The following is an 18,529-nucleotide window of genomic DNA, read 5'->3' as shown; positions in this document are numbered from 1 at the left end:
AAAAGGCTGGCCCTCGTTTGAGGACCAGCCACCATTTAAATTCATTTTAGAATAAGGCTTTCGTTATTCTTTTTTGCATACGTTTCATCTGGCGCCCTGACATCAGATTATTTTTTTGAGCAAAATTATAAGCAGCCATGCCTGCACCTATTAACATTGCAGAGGTTAACATTCTGTTCAATCGTCTCACCTCTTTCGTCAAAATTCACGAAAGATATCGGCGCTCATTTTCTTCAAACAAATCATCAAGGGAGCTAAGTGTTCCGTCTTCCTCAACCTGATGGGTATTGATGACTCCTTTTGACAAGGAAAGTTCAATAAAGCAATTCCAGCAATAGAATTGGTTGATACCGATTTTGCCGATATCTTTACTTTGGCAATTAGGACATTTTAGCATGGAAAAGACACCTCACTATTTTACATTTACAATGATGGCGTCCTTTCCAATAGCAGGGGGTTCATCGGTTTTTATAACACGTTTTCCTTCCAGCACATCTGAAAAGAAGCCATCCGACAGTTCATACCCTACAATCGTCCCCAATTCTTCCATAAAATATACATCCTCCAGTAATCCGAGCCGCTCACCTTCCCTGCTCATCATCATTTTGCCGGTTAAACGGTTATGGCTTTCAAATGTATATTCATCAATTTTGGGAATTGCCGTTAGAACAGAGGAATCTTCAATCATCACGCCATCCCAGCCAAACGAGGCAACGTCCTCAATCCCAATCAGATAAGTTTTTTTCAGCAGAGCGCCCTTCCGCAGAAGTAAACCCTTTACTTTCCCATTGCCTGAAATGGATAAATCACAAACTTCACCTATATTATTGCCTGTTTTTACTTCAAAAACAGGCAGCCCTTTTAATAAAGAAAATGTCCGCAAGGAATGTCCCACCTTCCCGAACATTTATAGTTTTAACTGGTTTTAAAAAAACATAACGAAAAACCATTGCCATAGGACCCAATAAGTTTACCGGTTAGCATACGAATTCATGCTGCACTGGTTCTCAGCGGCCATCATATCTCGGTTTATTAAAACGAGCGTTCCGTTCCCCTCCGTCCGAAAGCTCTTCGGAAAACTCATAATCCTGTTTTGGCTGTTTTTGCCGCTTTACTCCATGGAGATTGAGAAGCGAGCTTCTTTTTTTCTTTTCCACAATAATCATATCTCCTTTACTGGTATCTATTTGTTATGGATACAGAATTAAACTGTTCTTCTATTGCCAGGACTTACTTTTGCTTTCCCGCCTGATTCATGATTAATCTTGTTAGCTTTTGCCTGCCCGGAATTCGAAACAAGATTGGATGATGCAAGTTCTTCCGATGCCATATTATTATTAGGTGCTGATTCTTCATTCCACTTGCCCATATCTACATCCCTCCAATGGATGGTATATAAAAAAGAACAGCCTGTATTTAGACTGTTCCTTTTTAGCTATATTCTTTTTCCATAAAATCATACGGTGTTATATTTCCCATTCCGATCATGGGGTCTGCTTGAAGCAGTTTTTCTTCGAGTGTGAGTGTTTCATTTAATGAAGTATCACCAGCTTGATCCTCTTTAAATTCACCTTCTGCCGGAATTGATTCTCTGAGCTTTTCAGAAAGAGTTGTTAGGCGTTCTTGTTCATCTGACCGCTCAACTCCAATTTTCAACGCTTCCTCTTCACCGCACAGAATTAAAAATTGCTTGCTGCGGGTGATCGCTGTATAAAGCAGATTTCTTCTCAGCATTCGATAATAACTTTTAACAACCGGCAGAATAACGATCGGAAATTCACTTCCCTGGGATTTATGGACGGAGCAGCAGTATGCATGTGTAATCTGGTTCAAATCCTGCCTGGTGTATGTAGCTTCCGCACCATCAAAGGAGACGACAACCATATCCTGTTTTTCCGTATTTTCTTTCGCATAAAAGATCGAAACAATTTCACCCATATCTCCATTGAATACACTATTCTCCGGCTGGTTAACGAGCTGAAGAACTTTATCGCCAATGCGGTATTTGACATCGCCAAAAGCGAGCTCCTTCCTCGAACCACCCGGATTGGGATTAAGGATTTCCTGTAATATTTCATTGAGTTTATCAATGCCTGCTGGCCCTCTATACATAGGAGCAAGCACTTGGATATCCCTTGACGAATAGCCTTTTTTCTTGGCATTCAGAACGACTTTTTCAACAACATCCGCAATTTGTCCAGGACGGCATTTAAAAAACGACCGGTCAGCCTGCTGTACGGAAATATTCTCAGGAAGCTTGCCTTTTTTCATTTCATGGGCCAGCTCGATGATTGACGATCCTTCCGCCTGGCGGTATATATCGGTTAAACGGACAGTTGGAATACGTTCTGAGCGGAGGAGGTCTTTCAATACCTGGCCAGGTCCCACTGAAGGCAGCTGATCTTCATCGCCTACCAGGATCACCTGCATATTTTCAGGCAATGCCTTGAAAAGCTGATTTGCGAGCCATACATCGACCATGGAGGTTTCATCGATAATTAAAATCTTGCCATCCAAAGGGCTTTCCTCATGACGATCGAAACCCTCTGTCCCATTCCAGCCCAAGAGCCGGTGAATCGTTACAGCGGGCAGGCCAGTAGACTCTGCCATCCGTTTTGCTGCCCGGCCAGTAGGGGCCGCCAGCAGGAATGGGAAAGGCTCATCCTTTTTATAATCCTTAGGCTCAAGAGAACAGCCATGCAATTCAGCGTAAAGTTCTACAATCCCTTTGATGACCGTTGTTTTCCCAGTGCCCGGGCCGCCTGTAAGAATCAGCATCGGGGACATTAACGCTGTTTGGATGGCTTCTTTTTGGGTCGGTGCATATTGGACGCCAAGACGCTCTTCCAGATTGCCAAGTGCCAGCAGAAACTCCGACTCCGGAAACTGTTCATCATACTGTGTTTGTTTAAGGATTCGTTTTATATTTGTTACAAGGCCTTTCTCCGAGAAATAAAGGGAAGGAAGAAATAATTTTTGCCCTTCAGCCATGATTTTCCCTTCTTCTTCAAGTTTAATCAGCTCATTAGAAATTTCTTTATATTCTATTGAGTCCCGCTTATTGTCTTCCAGCAGCTTTTTTACGCTTTGCAGGAGAACCTTTGCTTCAACAAAAACATGGCCTGCTTGCATGCTTTCCATTTCAAGTATGTAAAGGCAAGCTGCTTTAATCCGATCGGGGTGGCTGCCCGAAATGCCCAGCTGATATCCCAGTTCATCCGCGCGGCCAAACCCGACACCTTCAATATCTTCTACAAGTTTATATGGATTGTTTTGCAGCACTTCTATTGTTGACTCTTTATAAACCTGATAAATTCGCATAGACAGTTGAGGGCCGAATCCATATTGATTAAGTGCAATCATGGCCTGTTCAAGGCCTTGATGCTCCATAAGGGTCTCGTAAAGTAATTTGGCTTTATCAGCTGAAAGCTTGGGAACCTGGTCGAGAAGGGAAGGCTGGTTTAGGATTCGGGAGATTGCATCTTCACCAAGCGTCTCAACGATTAGCTCTGCTGTTTTCTTTCCGATTCCTTTAAATAATTCGCTTGATAAATAATTGGCCACTCCTTGTTTGGTTTGGGGAAGGTCTTTCCGGTAATGGCTGGCATGAAATTGGACTCCAAATTTGGGATGATCTTTGAATTCACCATAGAAAATATAAGTTTCATGCTCATGCATCTTTGGAAGATAGCCTGTAATAACCGCCTCTTTCTCCTCATACGAATCATTCGTTTCATCAACCCGAATTCGCAAAACGGTATATAAATTTTGTTCATTATGAAATATGGTGACAAGATGCCTGCCTTTTATAAATTTTCCCTGTTCGGCAAAAAGATCCATGGAGTCCTGTTTTTCCATCTTTTATCCCCTCCCCCTAAGCAAATCAATCTTATTTTGAATCGTTATCGCCGTTTTCAATAAGCTTTTTCCCATATCCAGCCAAAACATGGTCTGGCTGAATTTCAAGTGCCTGATTGAAGTGGGCAAGCGCTTCATCTTCCTGTTCCTTAAAACCATAGGCTACACCCAGGTTATAAAAGGCATCTGCATGTTCTGGCTCTATTTCAATGCACTTTTTCATTTGCTTAATGGCTTCATCAATATAATTTAATTGCGCGAGGCATAAGCCATATTGAAAATGGGCTTCCGCATCGTTTTTATTCAATTCCGCACTTCGCTGCAAATAGGGCAAAGCCAGTTTTCCCTGATCAAGTGCTGAAAGCGTCATACCGAGCATAAAAAAGTTATCCCCAGTTTCCAGCCCTTTTTTCATGGCTGTTTCAAACATTTTCTTTGCTTCATCAAATTGCTGCATTTCATAATATAAGTTACCCGCGCTATAATAAGCTGCCCCCGCATTCTCATCAAGGCCGATTGCTTTTTCATAAAACTTCAGGGCCTTTTCATTCTCTCCTACAGCGGATAGTACGTTTCCAAAATTAATATACGAAACCGGATCAGAAGGACTTTCCTCAATCGCTTCCATAAAAATCTTCGCTGCTTCTTCCCATTTTCCTTCTTGCATATATTGAATACCGATTTGGTTTTTATCCATGATCAATCACTCCATTCAAATGAAAGTATAGCATATTTTTGTCAGCTCTTTTACAAGCGGTGCCAGCGATTTTCCCAAAATAATACCCCGACTCCTTGAAAAAGAATCGGGGCATTTTGTTTGAAGTAAGCGATGCTTACCCTACGTAATCCAGGCGTTTTCCATCTTTGTATATTTCATCAATTGTACCGCCGCCAAGGCACTCGTCTCCGTTATAGAAAACAACAGCCTGACCGGGAGTTACCGCACGGATTGGCTCTTCAAAAACCACTCTAACTTTACCGTCCTCCAGAACCTCAACTTTTACCTTGCTATCATCCTGGCGGTATCTGAACTTCGCCGTGCATTCAAAGGTTCGTGGTTTATCTGTAATTGATACCCAGCTATTATTAACAGCAATAATCGAATCAGAGTATAGCTTTTCGTTATGGAAGCCTTGTCCTACATAAAGAACGTTGCGCTTCAAATCTTTGCCGATCGCAAACCATGGTTCACCTGCCCCGCCGATGCCAAGGCCGTGGCGCTGCCCGATTGTATAATACATCAGTCCATCATGCTTGCCGACGACTTTTCCGTCCATCGTCTCCATACTCCCAGGCTGTGCAGGCAAGTAATTTCCGAGAAACTCCTTGAAATTGCGCTCACCGATAAAACAGATACCTGTACTGTCTTTCTTCGTTGCTGTTGCCAAACCGGCTTCCTTGGCCAATTCGCGTACTTTTGACTTTTCAATATCGCCAATAGGAAACATGACTTTTTCAAGCTGCTCCTGTGTTAACTGGTTCAGGAAATACGTTTGGTCTTTGTTTTCGTCAAGACCTCTTAGCATTTTATGCTCACCGTCTCTGAATTCTACACGGGCATAATGGCCGGTAGCCAGATAATCGGCTCCAAGGCTCATGGCATGCTCAAGGAATGCCTTAAACTTAATTTCCTTATTGCACATAACATCCGGGTTTGGCGTCCTTCCTGCCTTGTATTCCTCAAGGAAGTACGTAAACACCTTATCCCAATATTGTTTTTCAAAGTTTACTGCATAATAAGGAATGCCGATTTGGTTGCACACCCGGATTACATCGTTATAATCTTCTGTGGCAGTGCAAACACCGTTTTCGTCGGTATCATCCCAGTTCTTCATAAAAATGCCGATTACATCATACCCTTGCTCCTTTAACAGAAGGGCTGCAACAGAAGAATCAACACCCCCGGACATTCCAACCACGACTCGTGTATCCTTCGGTTGTTTTTGCATATTTTCACCTCATTTCCTTAAGAAGGCACATGCGCAAGGATGCATTTTGCTTTCCTAACTAGTTCATCTATTTTGCCAGTCGTTTAACGATATTGGCTGTTTCTTTTGCTGCTATTTCGATTTGACCCTCGGTGTTAAAAAGGCCAAAGCTGAAACGGATGGAATTCTGCAGCTTCTCTGATCCTTTTCCAAACATGCTGACAAGCACATGGGAGGGATCTATGGATCCTGCTGTACAAGCGGATCCGCTTGATGCAGCTATTCCCGCCAAATCGAGATTCACAAGCATAGCTTCCACATTTGTTCCGGGAAAGCTTAAGTTTAAAACATGGGGCAGAGAATAATCAAGCGATCCGTTCTGCTCGAATTCCACATCAGACTGTTTAAGCTTATTCAAAAATAACCATTTAAAAGCTTTGTATTCTTCCCTTTTGTAATCCATCTCCTTCTGAGAGATCTGGACCGCTTCCTGGAAGCCGGCAATCGAAGGAACATTTTCTGTCCCTGCCCGGCGTTTCCTTTCCTGTTCTCCTCCAAATAACCTGGAAGAAAGTTTTACATCAGGATGGGCATACAAAAAGCCAATTCCTTTTGGACCATTAATTTTATGTGCGGAGACAGACAGCAAATCGACTCCCAATTCTTTAACATCCAATCTTTCAAGACCATAAGCCTGCACTGCATCCGTGTGGAATTTTGCAGGGTGGCCTGCCAGCATTTCCCCAATTTCCTTAATTGGCTGGATTGTGCCTACTTCATTATTCCCGTACATGATCGTCACAAGAATAGTATCATCCCTTAAAGCTTTGGAAACATCCTCTCTTGAGACACGCCCATTTAGATCAACAGGTAAATACGTTACTTCATAGCCTTGCTTTTCAAGCTGTTCACATGCATGCAAAACCGCATGATGTTCGACTTGAGTAGTAATGATATGCTTTCCATTTTCACGGTAAGCCTCTGCAACGCCAAATATCGCATGATTATCAGCTTCCGTTCCGCCGCTTGTGAAGATAATATCATTCGCCTTTGCCCCAATGCTGTTTGCTATGGCAGCCCGAGCTTCATCTATGATATGGCGGGCACTCCGCCCAAAAAAGTGGATGCTTGACGGATTGCCAAACTCGCATTTCATCACCTCTGTCACTCGGTCTATCACTCCCGGATGCATGGGGGATGTTGCTGCATGGTCAAGATAAATTCTTTCCAATCTATGTCACCTACTTATTTTCGTCCTGCTACTTGCATTTTTCCTATAAAAATAGGAATTATTCTCATCAGCAGCTAAATTCTTTATATGCCTAAATATAAAACATATAAGCATCAGATTCGCCTGTATCTGTATGGCTGGCAAGGTCTTCTAGGGTCGTGTTATCAAGGACATCTTTTACAGCATCGCGAATTCGCATCCAAAGCTCTCTCTTTGCAGGCTCTTCATCTTCAATGCCTTCTACCGGACTGATCGGCCCCTCTAATACTCTAATAATGTCGCCCGCAGTTATTTTTGTTGGATCATTCCCCAAAATATAGCCGCCATATGCACCGCGTATACTTTTCACGAGACCGGCGTTTCGAAGCGGAGCAATAAGCTGCTCCAGGTAATGCTCAGACAAGTCATTTGTCTGGGCAATAGATTTCAGGGAGGTAGGACCCTCTCCATGCTTTTTTGCTAATTCAATCATAATGGTTAAACCATAACGGCCTTTAGTAGATATTTTCATCAACTGGCACCTCTATTCTTTTCATTCATCATTCGATTTAAATATATTTCCTTATCATCTTTAAGCTTTGCCAAAAATCGGTCGGTTAAAGCCTGGCTCTGCGGCAAAGCAGCCCCGGCAATCGGGCCAACCATTAAACTGAGGACGATGGTGCCCCAAAAAACAGGCCCGCCAAGCTGCCATCCAATGGCCAAAACAATTACCTCCATTAAGGCTCTTGCATTCCTGACCTTCCAGCCGGTTTTGGCTGTTAATGCAATCATCAGGCTGTCGCGCGGGCCTGCTCCGAGCTGCGCTGAGATATACATTCCCATTCCATAACAGTAAATAACTATACCAGAAGCAAACATAGCCATTTTTCCGCCAAGAGCATTTGGCGTCTGCATGAATGGCAAAAACAAATACATGTCAATAAAAAGTCCAATGAGCACCATATTCAAGAAAGCTCCGACCTGCGGAAATTCCTTGGATAATAGCGCAGCGATCGCTAATATAAAAATTCCGACAATGATCGACCAGCTTCCTATTGTCAGGCCAAACTGGTAGTATAATCCGACATGGAGAACATCCCAGGGCGTTGCCCCTAAATCAGCCACAATTAACAAAACAATTCCAAGGCTCATGACAAGCAGCCCGAATAAATACACCAAAAACCTGGGGCCAATCTGCCCTTTATTTTTCAAAATCATGTGCCTTAATCTCCCTGCTGGTTAGGCATCTTAAATCCTTAGTAATAATATAGACTTTTGATATTATAGCATATTTTAGGAGGAAAAGGGGCTGGTGTGCACATGCCTGGCTGCTTGAAGCCCAAAACCAAATTCATTTTGAAGTGAGTTGTATTATGGTATCTTAAATAATAGAGCCTAAATGCCTGCGGGTATTCCTGTCTGCGGAGCATGAATTCTATTAATGAAGCCGAAAAGCCTTCTAAAGGTTGGAGTGATAAATTTGAGCATTAAACCTCTCGCATTTCGAATGCGGCCGAGAACGATTGAAGAAATCATCGGCCAGGAGCACCTTGTTTCTGAAGGGAAAATCATATATCGGATGGTGCAGGCGAAACAGCTGTCCTCTATGATTCTGTATGGCCCGCCTGGAATTGGAAAAACCTCCATTGCAAGCGCCATTGCCGGAAGCACAAAATATGCTTTCCGAACATTGAATGCTGTTACCAATAATAAAAAGGATATGGAGATTGTAGCGGCTGAGGCTAAAATGTCGGGTAAAGTTATTTTACTGCTCGATGAGGTCCACAGGCTTGATAAAGGAAAACAGGATTTTCTGCTTCCCTATCTGGAAAACGGCAGCATCACGTTAATTGGGGCAACTACAAGCAATCCATACCATGCAATAAATCCGGCAATTCGAAGCCGATGCCAGATTTTCGAACTAAAGCCGTTATCAGTTGAAAATATAAAAGAAGCCTTGACCAGAGCATTAAATGATAAAGAGCGAGGAATTGGCAATAAAGACACGGATGTTACTGATGAGGCGCTAACCCATCTTGCAACTGCATCAAATGGTGATGTAAGAAGCTCTCTGAATGCTTTGGAACTTGCTGTTTTATCGACAAAGGCAGATGGAGACGGCATGATCAGAATTAACCTGTCAGTTGCTGAAGAGTGCATCCAGCGAAAGAGCTTTTCCCATGATAAAGATGGCGATGCCCATTATGATGTTTTATCCGGCTTTCAGAAGTCAATACGTGGAAGCGACGTTAATGCAGCCCTGCATTATTTAGGAAGATTAATTGAAGCTGGCGACCTCCAAAGCATCAGCAGACGCTTGCTCGTCATTGCCTATGAGGATATTGGACTTGCATCACCTCAAGCTGGAGCCAGAACCCTAGCCGCGATAGAAACAGCGGAAAGAATCGGGTTTCCGGAGGCAAGAATCCCGCTTGCTAATGCAGTGATCGAGCTTTGCCTCTCCCCAAAATCCAATTCAGCCTATAAAGCATTGGATGCAGCCATTGCAGACATTCGGGCAGGCAAAAGCGGAGAAGTTCCTGACCATCTCAAGGACGCACATTATAAAGGGGCAAAAGAGCTTGGAAGAGGCATTGATTATCTATATCCGCATGATTATGAAACCGGCTGGGTCAAGCAGCAATACCTGCCAGACAGAATTAAGAACAAAGTATATTATGAGCCTAAGAAAACTGGAAAATTTGAGCAGGCTTTAGCTGCAGTATATGATAAGCTTTTAAAATCTTAAAGGTCTGGCTGATGCCAGACCTTTTTTGAAAAAATAAGATTTTTTCCATAGTCCATCTTCTAAGCAGCGACATCCCTCTTTTTAAACACATAAAAAGCAAGCGCCTGAAATAGCAGAAAATAAATGAGAATCATCATGATCGAGAAGCCAAGCGTCATCCCTTGGACCATTGGGACTCCTTCAAAGTATTGCAATAAATCCGTGTTTGCAAAGAGACTGTATTTTGCCCAGTCAAATTTCATTGCAATCAGCCTTGTGACCTGGCCACCCATAAACATGAGAAATAAAGAAAGACCGATTGCAAGTGAGCTGTTTCTGAAAACTGCTGAAATCATAAAGGCCATGGTTGCCAGCATTAACATATTAATGGATTTCAGAAGGTAGTATATAATCAAATGAAGAGCCATGCTTTGTTCCTTAACGGAACCATTATAATAGGTCAAAAAGGGCGCTGCTTCTTTCGGCATCCCAAAAAGCAGGATTCCAAGGAATGCTGAATAAGTGAAAAGGAAGAGCAGAATGATTAAACCAAAAAGAATAACAGTAATATATTTTGCAGCTAGGATCTTGCCTCTTTTTATCGGCCTAATTAATAACAGCTTGATGGTTCCCCAGTTAAACTCGCTTGCAACAATACCCCCGGCAATAACAATGGTAAATAGACCTGCAAATTCAATCAGCTGGGACGTATCTGCTACAAATCCCCAAATAGAATAGTCCTGGTTGGGTGAAATATCGTTTTCTATCCTATATGTATTAATGGCTATTTCTCTTTCATATCGTTCCTTAAGTTCTCGGGGCACCATACCTCCCATTTCATCAAGCTGCTTTTGATAGCTTTCATTTTGTATTTGCAGCCCTCTTTTCCAATCAGAGTTATCCGGAACTGTTCCACCGCTTTCCTGATATTTTATGAATGCACCGGCAACAGTAGTCATGATTAAGAGCAATCCTAACATGATATATGTGCCAGGACGCCTAAAGATTTTCATCCATTCATTTTGAATTAAACTAAACATTTCCGGCACCCTCCCTGTACTCTGTTACTTCCAGGAAGCGGTCCTCAAGTGTTTTAGTTACTTCCCGGACAGCAAATATATTTATGTCGGCTTGTACAAAATGTTTAATCAGGTTCGGAATTTCATCACGGACCAGCGGAATAAGCAAGCAACTTTCTGTTAGCTGGATCGGCAAGTCAGGATATGAGCCTTTCAATGTGGCATTAGCTTTCTCAGGATTATCTACTTCTATTTCATAGACCTTTTCTCTGCCATGTACGAAATCACTGATATGCTGAACATCAATCAGCTTTCCATTTTGAATAATGCCAATCCTGTCACACATCATTTCCATCTCGGATAATAAATGGCTTGATACGATAACTGCCATATCTCGTTCCCTTGCCAGCATTCTAAGGTGGTCCCGAATCTCTCTGATTCCTGCTGGATCCAGCCCATTAGTCGGTTCATCCAGTATTAGAATCTTTGGATCATGCAATAAACATTGAGCCAGCCCAAGCCTCTGCCTCATCCCAAGAGAATAGGTCCTTACTTTATCATGAATTCGATTTGTCAGGCCGACCAATTCAGCCGTCTCATCAATCTTCTCCTTTGTTACCCCTTTTGACATCCGTGCATAATGGACAAGATTTTGATAACCCGACAAAAATTTATACATTTCAGGATTCTCTACGATCGCGCCTATATAGGAAATTGCTTTTTCAAAATCAGTTTTGATGCTGCTTCCAAGTATTTTAATATCACCTGATGTCATACCGATCAAGCCAACCATCATGCGAATAGTTGTTGTTTTGCCTGCACCATTTGGACCCAGGAAACCAAAGACTTCTCCCTTTCTTACCTCAAAACTGACAGAATCAATAATGGTCTTCCCTTTAATCACTTTTGTAACATCCTGTATTTCTACAAAGGTCTCCATAAAGGCAACCTCCTCCCGCTCATTTAAAGTTTCGTCGAAACCAGACCACTTTAATATAAGGAAATCACTCAATCTTACTCTATTTGCTATTTTACCTTGCACCCTCTGAGAATGGAATATTTTCATTTATAAGGGTGACGATAAGCCTATAGTTATAATCGTATTTTCGAGGTGGTGAATGGAATGAAGGAACGGAAAGATTTATGGAAACCGGAGGAGGATCAGTTTTTAAAAGAAACGGTACTTGAGTATACATCCAATGGCGATTCTAAAGCATCAGCTTTCAAAAAAGCGAGCAATGAACTGGGACGGACAGTTTCGGCTTGCCAATATCGCTGGAACGCTGTATTAAAAAAAGAAATATCTTTACCTGCAACTGAAGTTGATTCAAGGATCACTACGGCCAAGCAGTCAAGCAATGAATTCGAAGCTGCTCCCTATGCAAACTTGGATCAAGTTATTCACTTCTTAAAGAATTTTGCAAAAACAAAGCCCGATTCTGAGCTGTTTAAACAGAATAAACTTCTGCATGAAGAACATACCCAATTAAAATTGCTGAATGAACAGCTGAACATCAAGCTCGAGGAAAAGAGAAGAGCTTTTGAAAAAGAACTTCTGCAATACGAAGAGATGGCCGGGATACTGAAAGAAGCCGATCATCTCCTTAAACAAGAAGGTATTGAGGAAAAAAGAGCCATTCATTAAGAGAAGCTGGATATATTTAGGGTAAGGGTACGGCTTGCGAGGATTGTATACTTGCTGAGTTAAACATTTTATGAGCGGACTCTCCTCTGTCAGCGCGGATTCTTCGTTTGCGCGCGGAGATCAGCAATTTTTGCGGGTTTTTCATTTGTTTATGTTCCGTGTCTAAGGTAAGCCCCTATCTTAAACTCAAACCTCCTGCCCAAAAAACCGGCTTCATCAGCCGGTCTTTTTCAGTCATTCACACGTGATATTTTAATATCGCTCAATAGCTCTCTTACTACATAACTCGCCATGATTAGTCCTGCGACAGATGGGACAAATGCGTTTGAAGATGGAGGCATTTTTGCTTTTCTGATTTCGGCATCATCTTTTCCGACTGTTTTACGGACATCTTCTCGGATGACGATCGGGCTTTCATCTGAGAATACAACCGGGATTCCTTTGCGGATCCCTTCTTTTCGCAAGCGTGTGCGAATGACCTTGGCAATTGGATCTGTATGCGTTTTGAAAACATCTGCAATTTGGAACCTTGTTGGATCCATTTTGTTTGCAGCGCCCATGCTGGAAATCATCGGAATGTCTCTCTTCAAGCATTCTTTGATTAGGTGAATTTTGTAAGAAATCGTATCAGATGCGTCCACGACAAAATCGAGGCCATAATCAAAGAATTGCTCATAGGTTTCCTCAGTGTAGAACATTTTCAGCGCAATCACTTCGCAGTCAGGATTAATATCCATTATCCTTTCTTTCATTAAATCAACTTTTGGCTTTCCAACTGTTGATAACAACGCAATTACCTGACGGTTTACATTCGTAATATCTACGTCATCTTTGTCTACAAGCACCAGCCGGCCAACCCCTGAACGGGCAAGTGCTTCAGCAGCAAAAGAACCGACTCCCCCGATGCCGAGTACGGCAACCGTACTGTTTTTCATTTTCTCAAGGCCTTCCTTGCCGATAGCCAATTCATTTCTTGAAAATTGGTGAAGCATTTATATCAACTCCATAACAAGTTATTAAAACTTTAAGCATTCATTATCTATTACCCGATAATGAATATATCATACTTCAATATTAAAACAAGTAGTTCTATAGGATTAATGATGTTAAAATACTCCAAATTCAGTTATCAAGTTATATGACCAGGTAATAAAAGTCACATCTTTTTTTAAAATTTAATGCTAAGATGCCCTTAGAAATACTATTAAATTTTGAAATGAGGTTAAACAATGAATCTTCCACAACTACAAATCGGTCATATGAAGCCAAGGGTTCCCATTCTTCAAGGGGGCATGGGGGTAGGCATCTCTCTTAGCGGACTTGCCTCAGCAGTTGCGAACGCAGGAGGAATTGGAATCATTTCCGGAACTGGCATTTCTACAGAAGAATTAAGAATGCATATTAAAAAGGCCAGGAATCAACTAAAAACGGAGGCTGGGTATATCGGTGTCAATGTACTATTCGCTATGAATGATTTTGCAGAGAAAATGAAAGCCGCATTGGAAGAAAAAGTTGATTTTATTATTTCAGGTGCAGGGATCTCACGTGATATGTATTCATGGGGAAAGGAATATGGAGTGCCGGTCATTTCCATTGTTTCTTCTGCAAAGCTTGCACGGCTTTCGGAAAGGCTTGGTGCATCAGCTGTGGTAGTGGAAGGGCACGAAGCAGGCGGACATTTGGGAACAGATAAGCCATTGTTTGATATTCTTCCAGAGGTCGTTAAAGCTGTGAATATACCCGTCATTGCAGCCGGTGGTATTTTAACAGGAATGGATCTTGCAAAAGCGCTGGATATGGGAGCCTCTGGTGTACAAATGGGAACACGGTTTGTTGCGAGTGAAGAATGCGATGCACCCAGATCTTTTAAAGAAAAATATGTAAGTGCCAAGGAAGGGGATACTGTACTTGTTAAAACCACTGTGGGACTGCAGGGAAGAGCAATTAAAAACAAGTTCACAAATCTTATCGCTGGGACAGACAAACTGAAAATACACAAATGCCATGATTGTTTAAAAAACTGCTCCTACCGTTTTTGTACACTGGATTCATTGCTAAAATCGGTTGACGGAGATGTAGAAAACGGGCTGGTATTTGCCGGAGCGCGGGTTTCGGAAATTAAAGAGATTCTTCCAGTACAGGATATTATAAATAAAATTGCGTCTGAGTATCACATTGCCATTTCATAGGGATTAAAAGCCTGCCATTTCGGCAGGCTTTTTGAAGACATAAAAAAATCCATGCAGGCATTGCATGGATTTTAAAGTCGTATGTATTAAAAAGTCCCAATCGTGCCGTCGCTATTGATGCCCTCGTTTTGAACCCGCACACAGCAGGTGGGTGTCCTGTTTCCTGCGTTTGTAAGTCCTCATCCATGAGGCATTTACGCTGCTGGAAAACTCCGGACTCCCGAAGGAATAATGTTGGTCAAAATTTCAGGTTTCACAACGAACACATCAGGACTCTTTATTTATTATTTGTATTGATCATACCATATGGCTTTCTCTTTTTCAAGCTGGTCAAGCAGAGCCAACATCATCGCCCTAACCAATTTTCTGCTCGAATTGAAGAAAAAACAACAAAAATCAGGAGCATCTTCCCAGTTTAAATTTCCGGGAAGATGATTGTCTATTTACTAATCCTGATTATTTAGGACATTACTCACTTTTTTTCAAATTAAGAGACAAGTGCAGATCATTAAGCTGCGCTTCGCTTACCTCACCTGGCGCATCTGTCAGAATACAGCTTGCACTAGCTGTTTTCGGGAAGGCTATGGTATCGCGGAGATTCGTTCTTCCTGCCAATAGCATGACAAGTCTGTCCAACCCAAGTGCAATTCCTCCGTGTGGAGGGGTCCCATATTCAAAAGCTTCCAGCAGGAACCCAAATTGTTCCACTGCTTCTTCCTTAGAAAACCCGAGAATGCTGAACATTTTCTCTTGTACTTCTCTTTCAAATATACGCAAAGAACCTCCGCCTAGCTCGTATCCATTTAATACAAGGTCATATGCCTGAGCACGAACCTGAGAAGGATCTTTATCTAGCATCTCCAAATCCTCTCTAGCAGGCATAGTAAACGGATGGTGGGCTGCATAATAGCGCCCTTCCTCCTCATCGTACTCTAGAAGCGGCCAGTCGGTAACCCAAAGGAAGTTAAACTTGCTTTGATCAATAAGGTCAAGCTCTTTTCCAAGCTTTAACCTTAAAGCGCCAAGTGCGTCTGCCACAACGCTTTTCTTATCTGCCACAAATAACAAAAGGTCACCAGGTTCTACAGATAAAGCAGCGTAAAACGCCTTTTGTTCTTCCTCAGTCACGAATTTTGCAATCGGTCCTTTTAATCCGTCTTCTTCTGCTTTTAGCCAGGCAAGCCCTTTTGCTCCGTAAACGGCAACAAATTCTGTCAAAGCATCGATATCTTTGCGTGAATACTTGCCTGCAGCATTTTTTACATTAATCGCTTTTACTTGTCCGCCTGAAGATACTGCTCCTGCAAAAACTTTAAAGCTGGACTCTTTTACGATTTCTGATAGGTCGGTCAATTCCATTCCAAAGCGGGTATCCGGCTTGTCGGAACCAAAGCGGTCCATCGCATCTTGATAGGACATGCGAGGGAATGGTAATTGAACATCCATGCCTTTTACTTCTTTCATGATCTTTTTCATCATGTTTTCCATTAAGCCTATGATTTCATCCTGGCTCATAAAGCTCATTTCAATGTCGACCTGAGTAAATTCAGGCTGGCGGTCTGCGCGCAAATCTTCATCCCGGAAGCATCGTGCAATTTGATAGTAACGTTCAAATCCTCCAACCATTAAAAGCTGCTTAAAGATTTGCGGAGATTGTGGCAATGCATAAAATTCACCCGGATGCACCCGGCTTGGAACTAAATAATCACGTGCGCCTTCCGGTGTGCTTTTTGTTAAGATAGGTGTTTCGACATCAAGGAAGTCTTCGCTATCCAGGAAATCCCTTATTGCTTTTGTTACCTGATGACGCATCTTAAAGGTATCAAACATTACTGGCCTTCTTAAATCCAAGTAGCGGTATTTAAGCCGGACGTCTTCCGAAACATCTGCTTTATTATCAATCACGAAAGGAGGTGTTTTTGCTTCATTAATAATCGTGATTTTCTCAGCTTGGATTTCTATGCGGCCTGTTTTAAGGTTCTCATTGACAGTGCCTTCTTCACGTGCAATAACTTTTCCCTCAATATCAAGTACATATTCATTTCTTACTTTTTCTGCTGCTGCAAGTGCCTCAGGGGAAACCTCCGGATTAAACACAACCTGAACGATCCCTGTACGGTCGCGAAGATCGATAAAAATTAGTCCGCCCAAATCACGGCGTTTTTGTACCCATCCTTTTAAGCTGACTTTTTCTCCAATTGCCTCTTCTGTTACTTCCCCGCAATAATACGTTCGCCCAAACATTCTTATTCCTCCCATACTGTTCTTAATACGCTTAAGTTTATGGCTTATAAAGCTCTGTAAATTTCTCTATAAACGAATCAAGTTCAACCTCTGATTGTTCGCCTGTTTCCATTGATTTTACATTTATTTTATTAGCTTTAAGTTCATCCTCGCCTAAAACCCCAACGAACTTCGCATTGGCACGATCTGCCGCTTTAAACTGAGCCTTAATTTTCCGGTCCAGATAATCTCTTTCAGCAGAGAATCCCGCTATCCGGAGCTTTTGCAGAAGGCCAACTGTATAATCCTTTGCTTCTTCGCCTAAAGATACAAGGTAGCAATCAATCTCCTTATTTAGTGGAAGCTCTACCTTCTCGGCTTCAAGTGCTGCGATAAACCGCTCAATACTCAAGGCAAACCCTATTCCTGGCGCTTCAGGACCACCGATTTCTTCTGTAAGGCCATTGTAGCGCCCGCCGCCGCATAGAGTCGTGATTGCCCCAAAACCTTCTGAATCGCTCATGATTTCAAATGCGGTATGATTATAATAATCAAGCCCTCGAACAAGATTAGGATCGACAGTAAACTCAATGCCCAGGTTCTCCAAATATTTTTGGACTTTTTCAAAATAATCCTTGGAATCATCGTTTAAATAATCAATGATTGATGGCGCTGATTTCATCAGTTCATGATCACGGTCCTGCTTGCAGTCAAGAATACGCATTGGATTTTTCTCAAGACGACTCTGGCAATCAGAGCAAAACTCTCCGATACGTGGCTGGAAGTGATTTATTAGCGCTTCCCTGTGTGCAGTTCTGCTTTCTTTATCACCAAGGCTATTTACGATCAACTTCAGCTTCTTTAAGCCCAGGCTCTGATAGAGTGACATTGCAAGTGCAATTACTTCTGCATCAATGGCAGGATCTGCACTGCCAATAGCTTCTACACCAAATTGTACAAACTGGCGGAAGCGCCCTGCCTGAGGCCGTTCATAGCGGAACATCGGTCCCATATAATAAAGCTTTACAGGCTGGTTCGCATCACCATACATCTTATGTTCAACAAACGATCTGACAGTTGAAGCTGTTCCTTCAGGGCGAAGTGTGAGGCTGCGCCCTCCGCGATCTTCAAAGGTATACATCTCTTTCTGGACGATATCGGTTGTGTCACCCACACTGCGCATAAATAATTCTGTATGTTCAAAAATAGGCGTCCTGATTTCACGGTATTGAAACCTTTCACAAAGCTCTCTGGCTTTTTCTTCAATCAGCTGCCATTTTTCTACTTCTCCTGGAAGAATATCCTGAGTTCCTCTCGGTATTCGGATTGACATGAAAATTTCCTCCTAATGCAAAAATGATAAAAGTTTATGTATTTAAAGAATGCGTTCAAAAAGGAACAAAATAGAACCTGACTGCTATTTTCCCAGGACTTTTTGAACATCCTTAAAAATAAAAAAACTCCCGCCTCCTTGTATTTAAATACAAGGGACGAGAGTTTGGAATTCCCGTGGTGCCACCCTAGTTGAAGCCCTGCTAAAAGGACTTCCTCTTTTACAGTTAACGCCTGTTAACGTTCTGCTCCTACTAAAGGCAAAGCCTGTTTCAGAGAGAAGCCTACGAAGTGTTCTTTCGTTAAATCATCATGTGAAAATGCTTTCAGCCAGCGGCATTTTCTCTCTTTTCATGTGGGGTTTAACTACTCTTCTCCATCAATGGTTTATCGA

Annotated in this window: 19 protein-coding genes, 1 other RNA gene and 1 other annotated feature; of the genes, 3 read left to right on the top strand and 17 right to left on the bottom strand. The window is 42.2% G+C overall.

The annotated features are described in order from the left end of the window. Positions 1–46 precede the first annotated feature (46 nt). From AC3ZVC_RS10470 to AC3ZVC_RS10420, 11 genes are all read right to left on the bottom strand, one after another. The gene (locus tag AC3ZVC_RS10470) at positions 47–172 is read right to left on the bottom strand and encodes a YrzQ family protein (RefSeq protein ID WP_490068887.1); all 126 of its coding nucleotides are present in this window, start codon (positions 170–172) and stop codon (positions 47–49) included. A gap of 33 nt (positions 173–205) precedes the next feature. Continuing rightward, positions 206–397, bottom strand: a complete 192-nt coding sequence (locus AC3ZVC_RS10465) for a hypothetical protein (RefSeq protein WP_110066068.1) — start codon at positions 395–397, stop codon at positions 206–208. Between the two features lie 15 nt (positions 398–412). Then, complete coding sequence (locus tag AC3ZVC_RS10460) at positions 413–883, bottom strand: PRC-barrel domain-containing protein (protein ID WP_214724860.1); 471 nt, start codon at positions 881–883, stop codon at positions 413–415. Between the two features lie 124 nt (positions 884–1,007). After that, positions 1,008–1,157, bottom strand: coding sequence for a hypothetical protein (locus AC3ZVC_RS10455; RefSeq protein WP_490068302.1), 150 nt, complete (start codon positions 1,155–1,157; stop codon positions 1,008–1,010). 47 nt (positions 1,158–1,204) lie between these two features. Continuing rightward, positions 1,205–1,369 carry a hypothetical protein gene (locus tag AC3ZVC_RS10450; RefSeq protein WP_490068300.1) on the bottom strand — a complete coding sequence of 55 codons (165 nt, stop codon included), beginning with the start codon at positions 1,367–1,369 and terminating at the stop codon, positions 1,205–1,207. Positions 1,370–1,431: 62 nt separating this feature from the next. Continuing rightward, complete coding sequence (recD2, locus tag AC3ZVC_RS10445) at positions 1,432–3,858, bottom strand: SF1B family DNA helicase RecD2 (RefSeq protein WP_490068299.1); 2,427 nt, start codon at positions 3,856–3,858, stop codon at positions 1,432–1,434. Positions 3,859–3,889: 31 nt separating this feature from the next. Next, the gene (locus AC3ZVC_RS10440; RefSeq protein WP_490068297.1) at positions 3,890–4,555 is read right to left on the bottom strand and encodes a tetratricopeptide repeat protein; all 666 of its coding nucleotides are present in this window, start codon (positions 4,553–4,555) and stop codon (positions 3,890–3,892) included. 136 nt (positions 4,556–4,691) lie between these two features. Then, positions 4,692–5,807, bottom strand: a complete 1,116-nt coding sequence (gene mnmA / locus AC3ZVC_RS10435) for a tRNA 2-thiouridine(34) synthase MnmA (RefSeq protein ID WP_490068295.1) — start codon at positions 5,805–5,807, stop codon at positions 4,692–4,694. A 67-nt stretch (positions 5,808–5,874) separates the two neighbouring features. Further along, positions 5,875–7,017: a cysteine desulfurase family protein gene (locus AC3ZVC_RS10430; RefSeq protein ID WP_490068293.1), complete on the bottom strand. Its 1,143-nt coding sequence runs from the start codon at positions 7,015–7,017 to the stop codon at positions 5,875–5,877. Positions 7,018–7,108: 91 nt separating this feature from the next. Further along, positions 7,109–7,528, bottom strand: coding sequence for a cysteine metabolism transcriptional regulator CymR (cymR, locus tag AC3ZVC_RS10425; protein WP_144545340.1), 420 nt, complete (start codon positions 7,526–7,528; stop codon positions 7,109–7,111). Continuing rightward, positions 7,528–8,217 carry a YczE/YyaS/YitT family protein gene (locus AC3ZVC_RS10420; RefSeq protein ID WP_490068289.1) on the bottom strand — a complete coding sequence of 230 codons (690 nt, stop codon included), beginning with the start codon at positions 8,215–8,217 and terminating at the stop codon, positions 7,528–7,530. The genes cymR and AC3ZVC_RS10420 overlap by 1 nt, the downstream gene beginning before the upstream one ends. A 262-nt stretch (positions 8,218–8,479) precedes the next feature. Here AC3ZVC_RS10420 and AC3ZVC_RS10415 point away from each other — a divergent pair, with 262 nt between their 5' ends. Then, entirely contained in the window at positions 8,480–9,748 is a 1,269-nt protein-coding gene (locus tag AC3ZVC_RS10415) for a replication-associated recombination protein A (protein WP_490068287.1), read from the top strand. 59 nt (positions 9,749–9,807) lie between these two features. On the opposite strand, the gene AC3ZVC_RS10410 is transcribed toward AC3ZVC_RS10415, so the two are convergent. Together AC3ZVC_RS10410 and AC3ZVC_RS10405 are read right to left on the bottom strand one after the other, a co-directional pair. After that, positions 9,808–10,767 carry an ABC transporter permease gene (locus AC3ZVC_RS10410; protein WP_490068286.1) on the bottom strand — a complete coding sequence of 320 codons (960 nt, stop codon included), beginning with the start codon at positions 10,765–10,767 and terminating at the stop codon, positions 9,808–9,810. Then, the gene (locus tag AC3ZVC_RS10405; protein WP_490068285.1) at positions 10,760–11,686 is read right to left on the bottom strand and encodes an ABC transporter ATP-binding protein; all 927 of its coding nucleotides are present in this window, start codon (positions 11,684–11,686) and stop codon (positions 10,760–10,762) included. Before AC3ZVC_RS10405 ends, AC3ZVC_RS10410 begins: the two co-directional genes overlap by 8 nt. Positions 11,687–11,869: 183 nt before the next feature. On the opposite strand from AC3ZVC_RS10405, the gene AC3ZVC_RS10400 reads away from it, so the two are divergent. Further along, positions 11,870–12,391 carry a hypothetical protein gene (locus tag AC3ZVC_RS10400; protein ID WP_490068284.1) on the top strand — a complete coding sequence of 174 codons (522 nt, stop codon included), beginning with the start codon at positions 11,870–11,872 and terminating at the stop codon, positions 12,389–12,391. Positions 12,392–12,621: 230 nt separating this feature from the next. On the opposite strand, the gene AC3ZVC_RS10395 is transcribed toward AC3ZVC_RS10400, so the two are convergent. Further along, a complete protein-coding gene (locus tag AC3ZVC_RS10395) occupies positions 12,622–13,383 on the bottom strand; it encodes a tRNA threonylcarbamoyladenosine dehydratase (RefSeq protein ID WP_490068282.1) in 762 nt (253 codons plus the stop codon). A gap of 237 nt (positions 13,384–13,620) precedes the next feature. Here AC3ZVC_RS10395 and AC3ZVC_RS10390 point away from each other — a divergent pair, with 237 nt between their 5' ends. Next, positions 13,621–14,580: an NAD(P)H-dependent flavin oxidoreductase gene (locus AC3ZVC_RS10390; RefSeq protein WP_490068280.1), complete on the top strand. Its 960-nt coding sequence runs from the start codon at positions 13,621–13,623 to the stop codon at positions 14,578–14,580. An 89-nt stretch (positions 14,581–14,669) separates the two neighbouring features. Here AC3ZVC_RS10390 and ssrS read toward each other — a convergent pair. From ssrS to hisS, 3 genes are all read right to left on the bottom strand, one after another. Beyond that, positions 14,670–14,857, bottom strand: a non-coding RNA gene (gene ssrS / locus AC3ZVC_RS10385) — 6S RNA. 191 nt (positions 14,858–15,048) lie between these two features. After that, entirely contained in the window at positions 15,049–16,824 is a 1,776-nt protein-coding gene (gene aspS, locus AC3ZVC_RS10380; protein WP_490068279.1) for an aspartate--tRNA ligase, read from the bottom strand. Between the two features lie 37 nt (positions 16,825–16,861). Further along, the gene (gene hisS, locus AC3ZVC_RS10375) at positions 16,862–18,136 is read right to left on the bottom strand and encodes a histidine--tRNA ligase (RefSeq protein WP_490068277.1); all 1,275 of its coding nucleotides are present in this window, start codon (positions 18,134–18,136) and stop codon (positions 16,862–16,864) included. A gap of 150 nt (positions 18,137–18,286) precedes the next feature. After that, positions 18,287–18,527, bottom strand: a binding site (T-box leader). Positions 18,528–18,529: the final 2 nt, after the last annotated feature.

The sequence above is a fragment of the Cytobacillus sp. C11.1 genome (assembly GCF_058145115.1).
This window is presented reverse-complemented; position numbering and strand designations above follow the sequence as displayed.

Bases quoted from the DNA above. Each gene is read 5' to 3' on its own strand.
- AC3ZVC_RS10470 (WP_490068887.1), bottom strand. From the start codon at position 172: ATGTTAACCTCTGCAATGTTAATAGGTGCAGGCATGGCTGCTTATAAT.
- AC3ZVC_RS10465 (WP_110066068.1), bottom strand. From the start codon at position 397: ATGCTAAAATGTCCTAATTGCCAAAGTAAAGATATCGGCAAAATCGGT.
- AC3ZVC_RS10450 (WP_490068300.1), bottom strand. From the start codon at position 1,369: ATGGGCAAGTGGAATGAAGAATCAGCACCTAATAATAATATGGCATCG.
- recD2 (WP_490068299.1), bottom strand. From the start codon at position 3,858: ATGGAAAAACAGGACTCCATGGATCTTTTTGCCGAACAGGGAAAATTT.
- AC3ZVC_RS10440 (WP_490068297.1), bottom strand. From the start codon at position 4,555: ATGGATAAAAACCAAATCGGTATTCAATATATGCAAGAAGGAAAATGG.
- mnmA (WP_490068295.1), bottom strand. From the start codon at position 5,807: ATGCAAAAACAACCGAAGGATACACGAGTCGTGGTTGGAATGTCCGGG.
- cymR (WP_144545340.1), bottom strand. From the start codon at position 7,528: ATGAAAATATCTACTAAAGGCCGTTATGGTTTAACCATTATGATTGAA.
- AC3ZVC_RS10420 (WP_490068289.1), bottom strand. From the start codon at position 8,217: ATGATTTTGAAAAATAAAGGGCAGATTGGCCCCAGGTTTTTGGTGTAT.
- AC3ZVC_RS10410 (WP_490068286.1), bottom strand. From the start codon at position 10,767: ATGTTTAGTTTAATTCAAAATGAATGGATGAAAATCTTTAGGCGTCCT.
- AC3ZVC_RS10405 (WP_490068285.1), bottom strand. From the start codon at position 11,686: ATGGAGACCTTTGTAGAAATACAGGATGTTACAAAAGTGATTAAAGGG.
- AC3ZVC_RS10400 (WP_490068284.1), top strand. From the start codon at position 11,870: ATGAAGGAACGGAAAGATTTATGGAAACCGGAGGAGGATCAGTTTTTA.
- AC3ZVC_RS10395 (WP_490068282.1), bottom strand. From the start codon at position 13,383: ATGCTTCACCAATTTTCAAGAAATGAATTGGCTATCGGCAAGGAAGGC.
- AC3ZVC_RS10390 (WP_490068280.1), top strand. From the start codon at position 13,621: ATGAATCTTCCACAACTACAAATCGGTCATATGAAGCCAAGGGTTCCC.
- aspS (WP_490068279.1), bottom strand. From the start codon at position 16,824: ATGTTTGGGCGAACGTATTATTGCGGGGAAGTAACAGAAGAGGCAATT.
- hisS (WP_490068277.1), bottom strand. From the start codon at position 18,136: ATGTCAATCCGAATACCGAGAGGAACTCAGGATATTCTTCCAGGAGAA.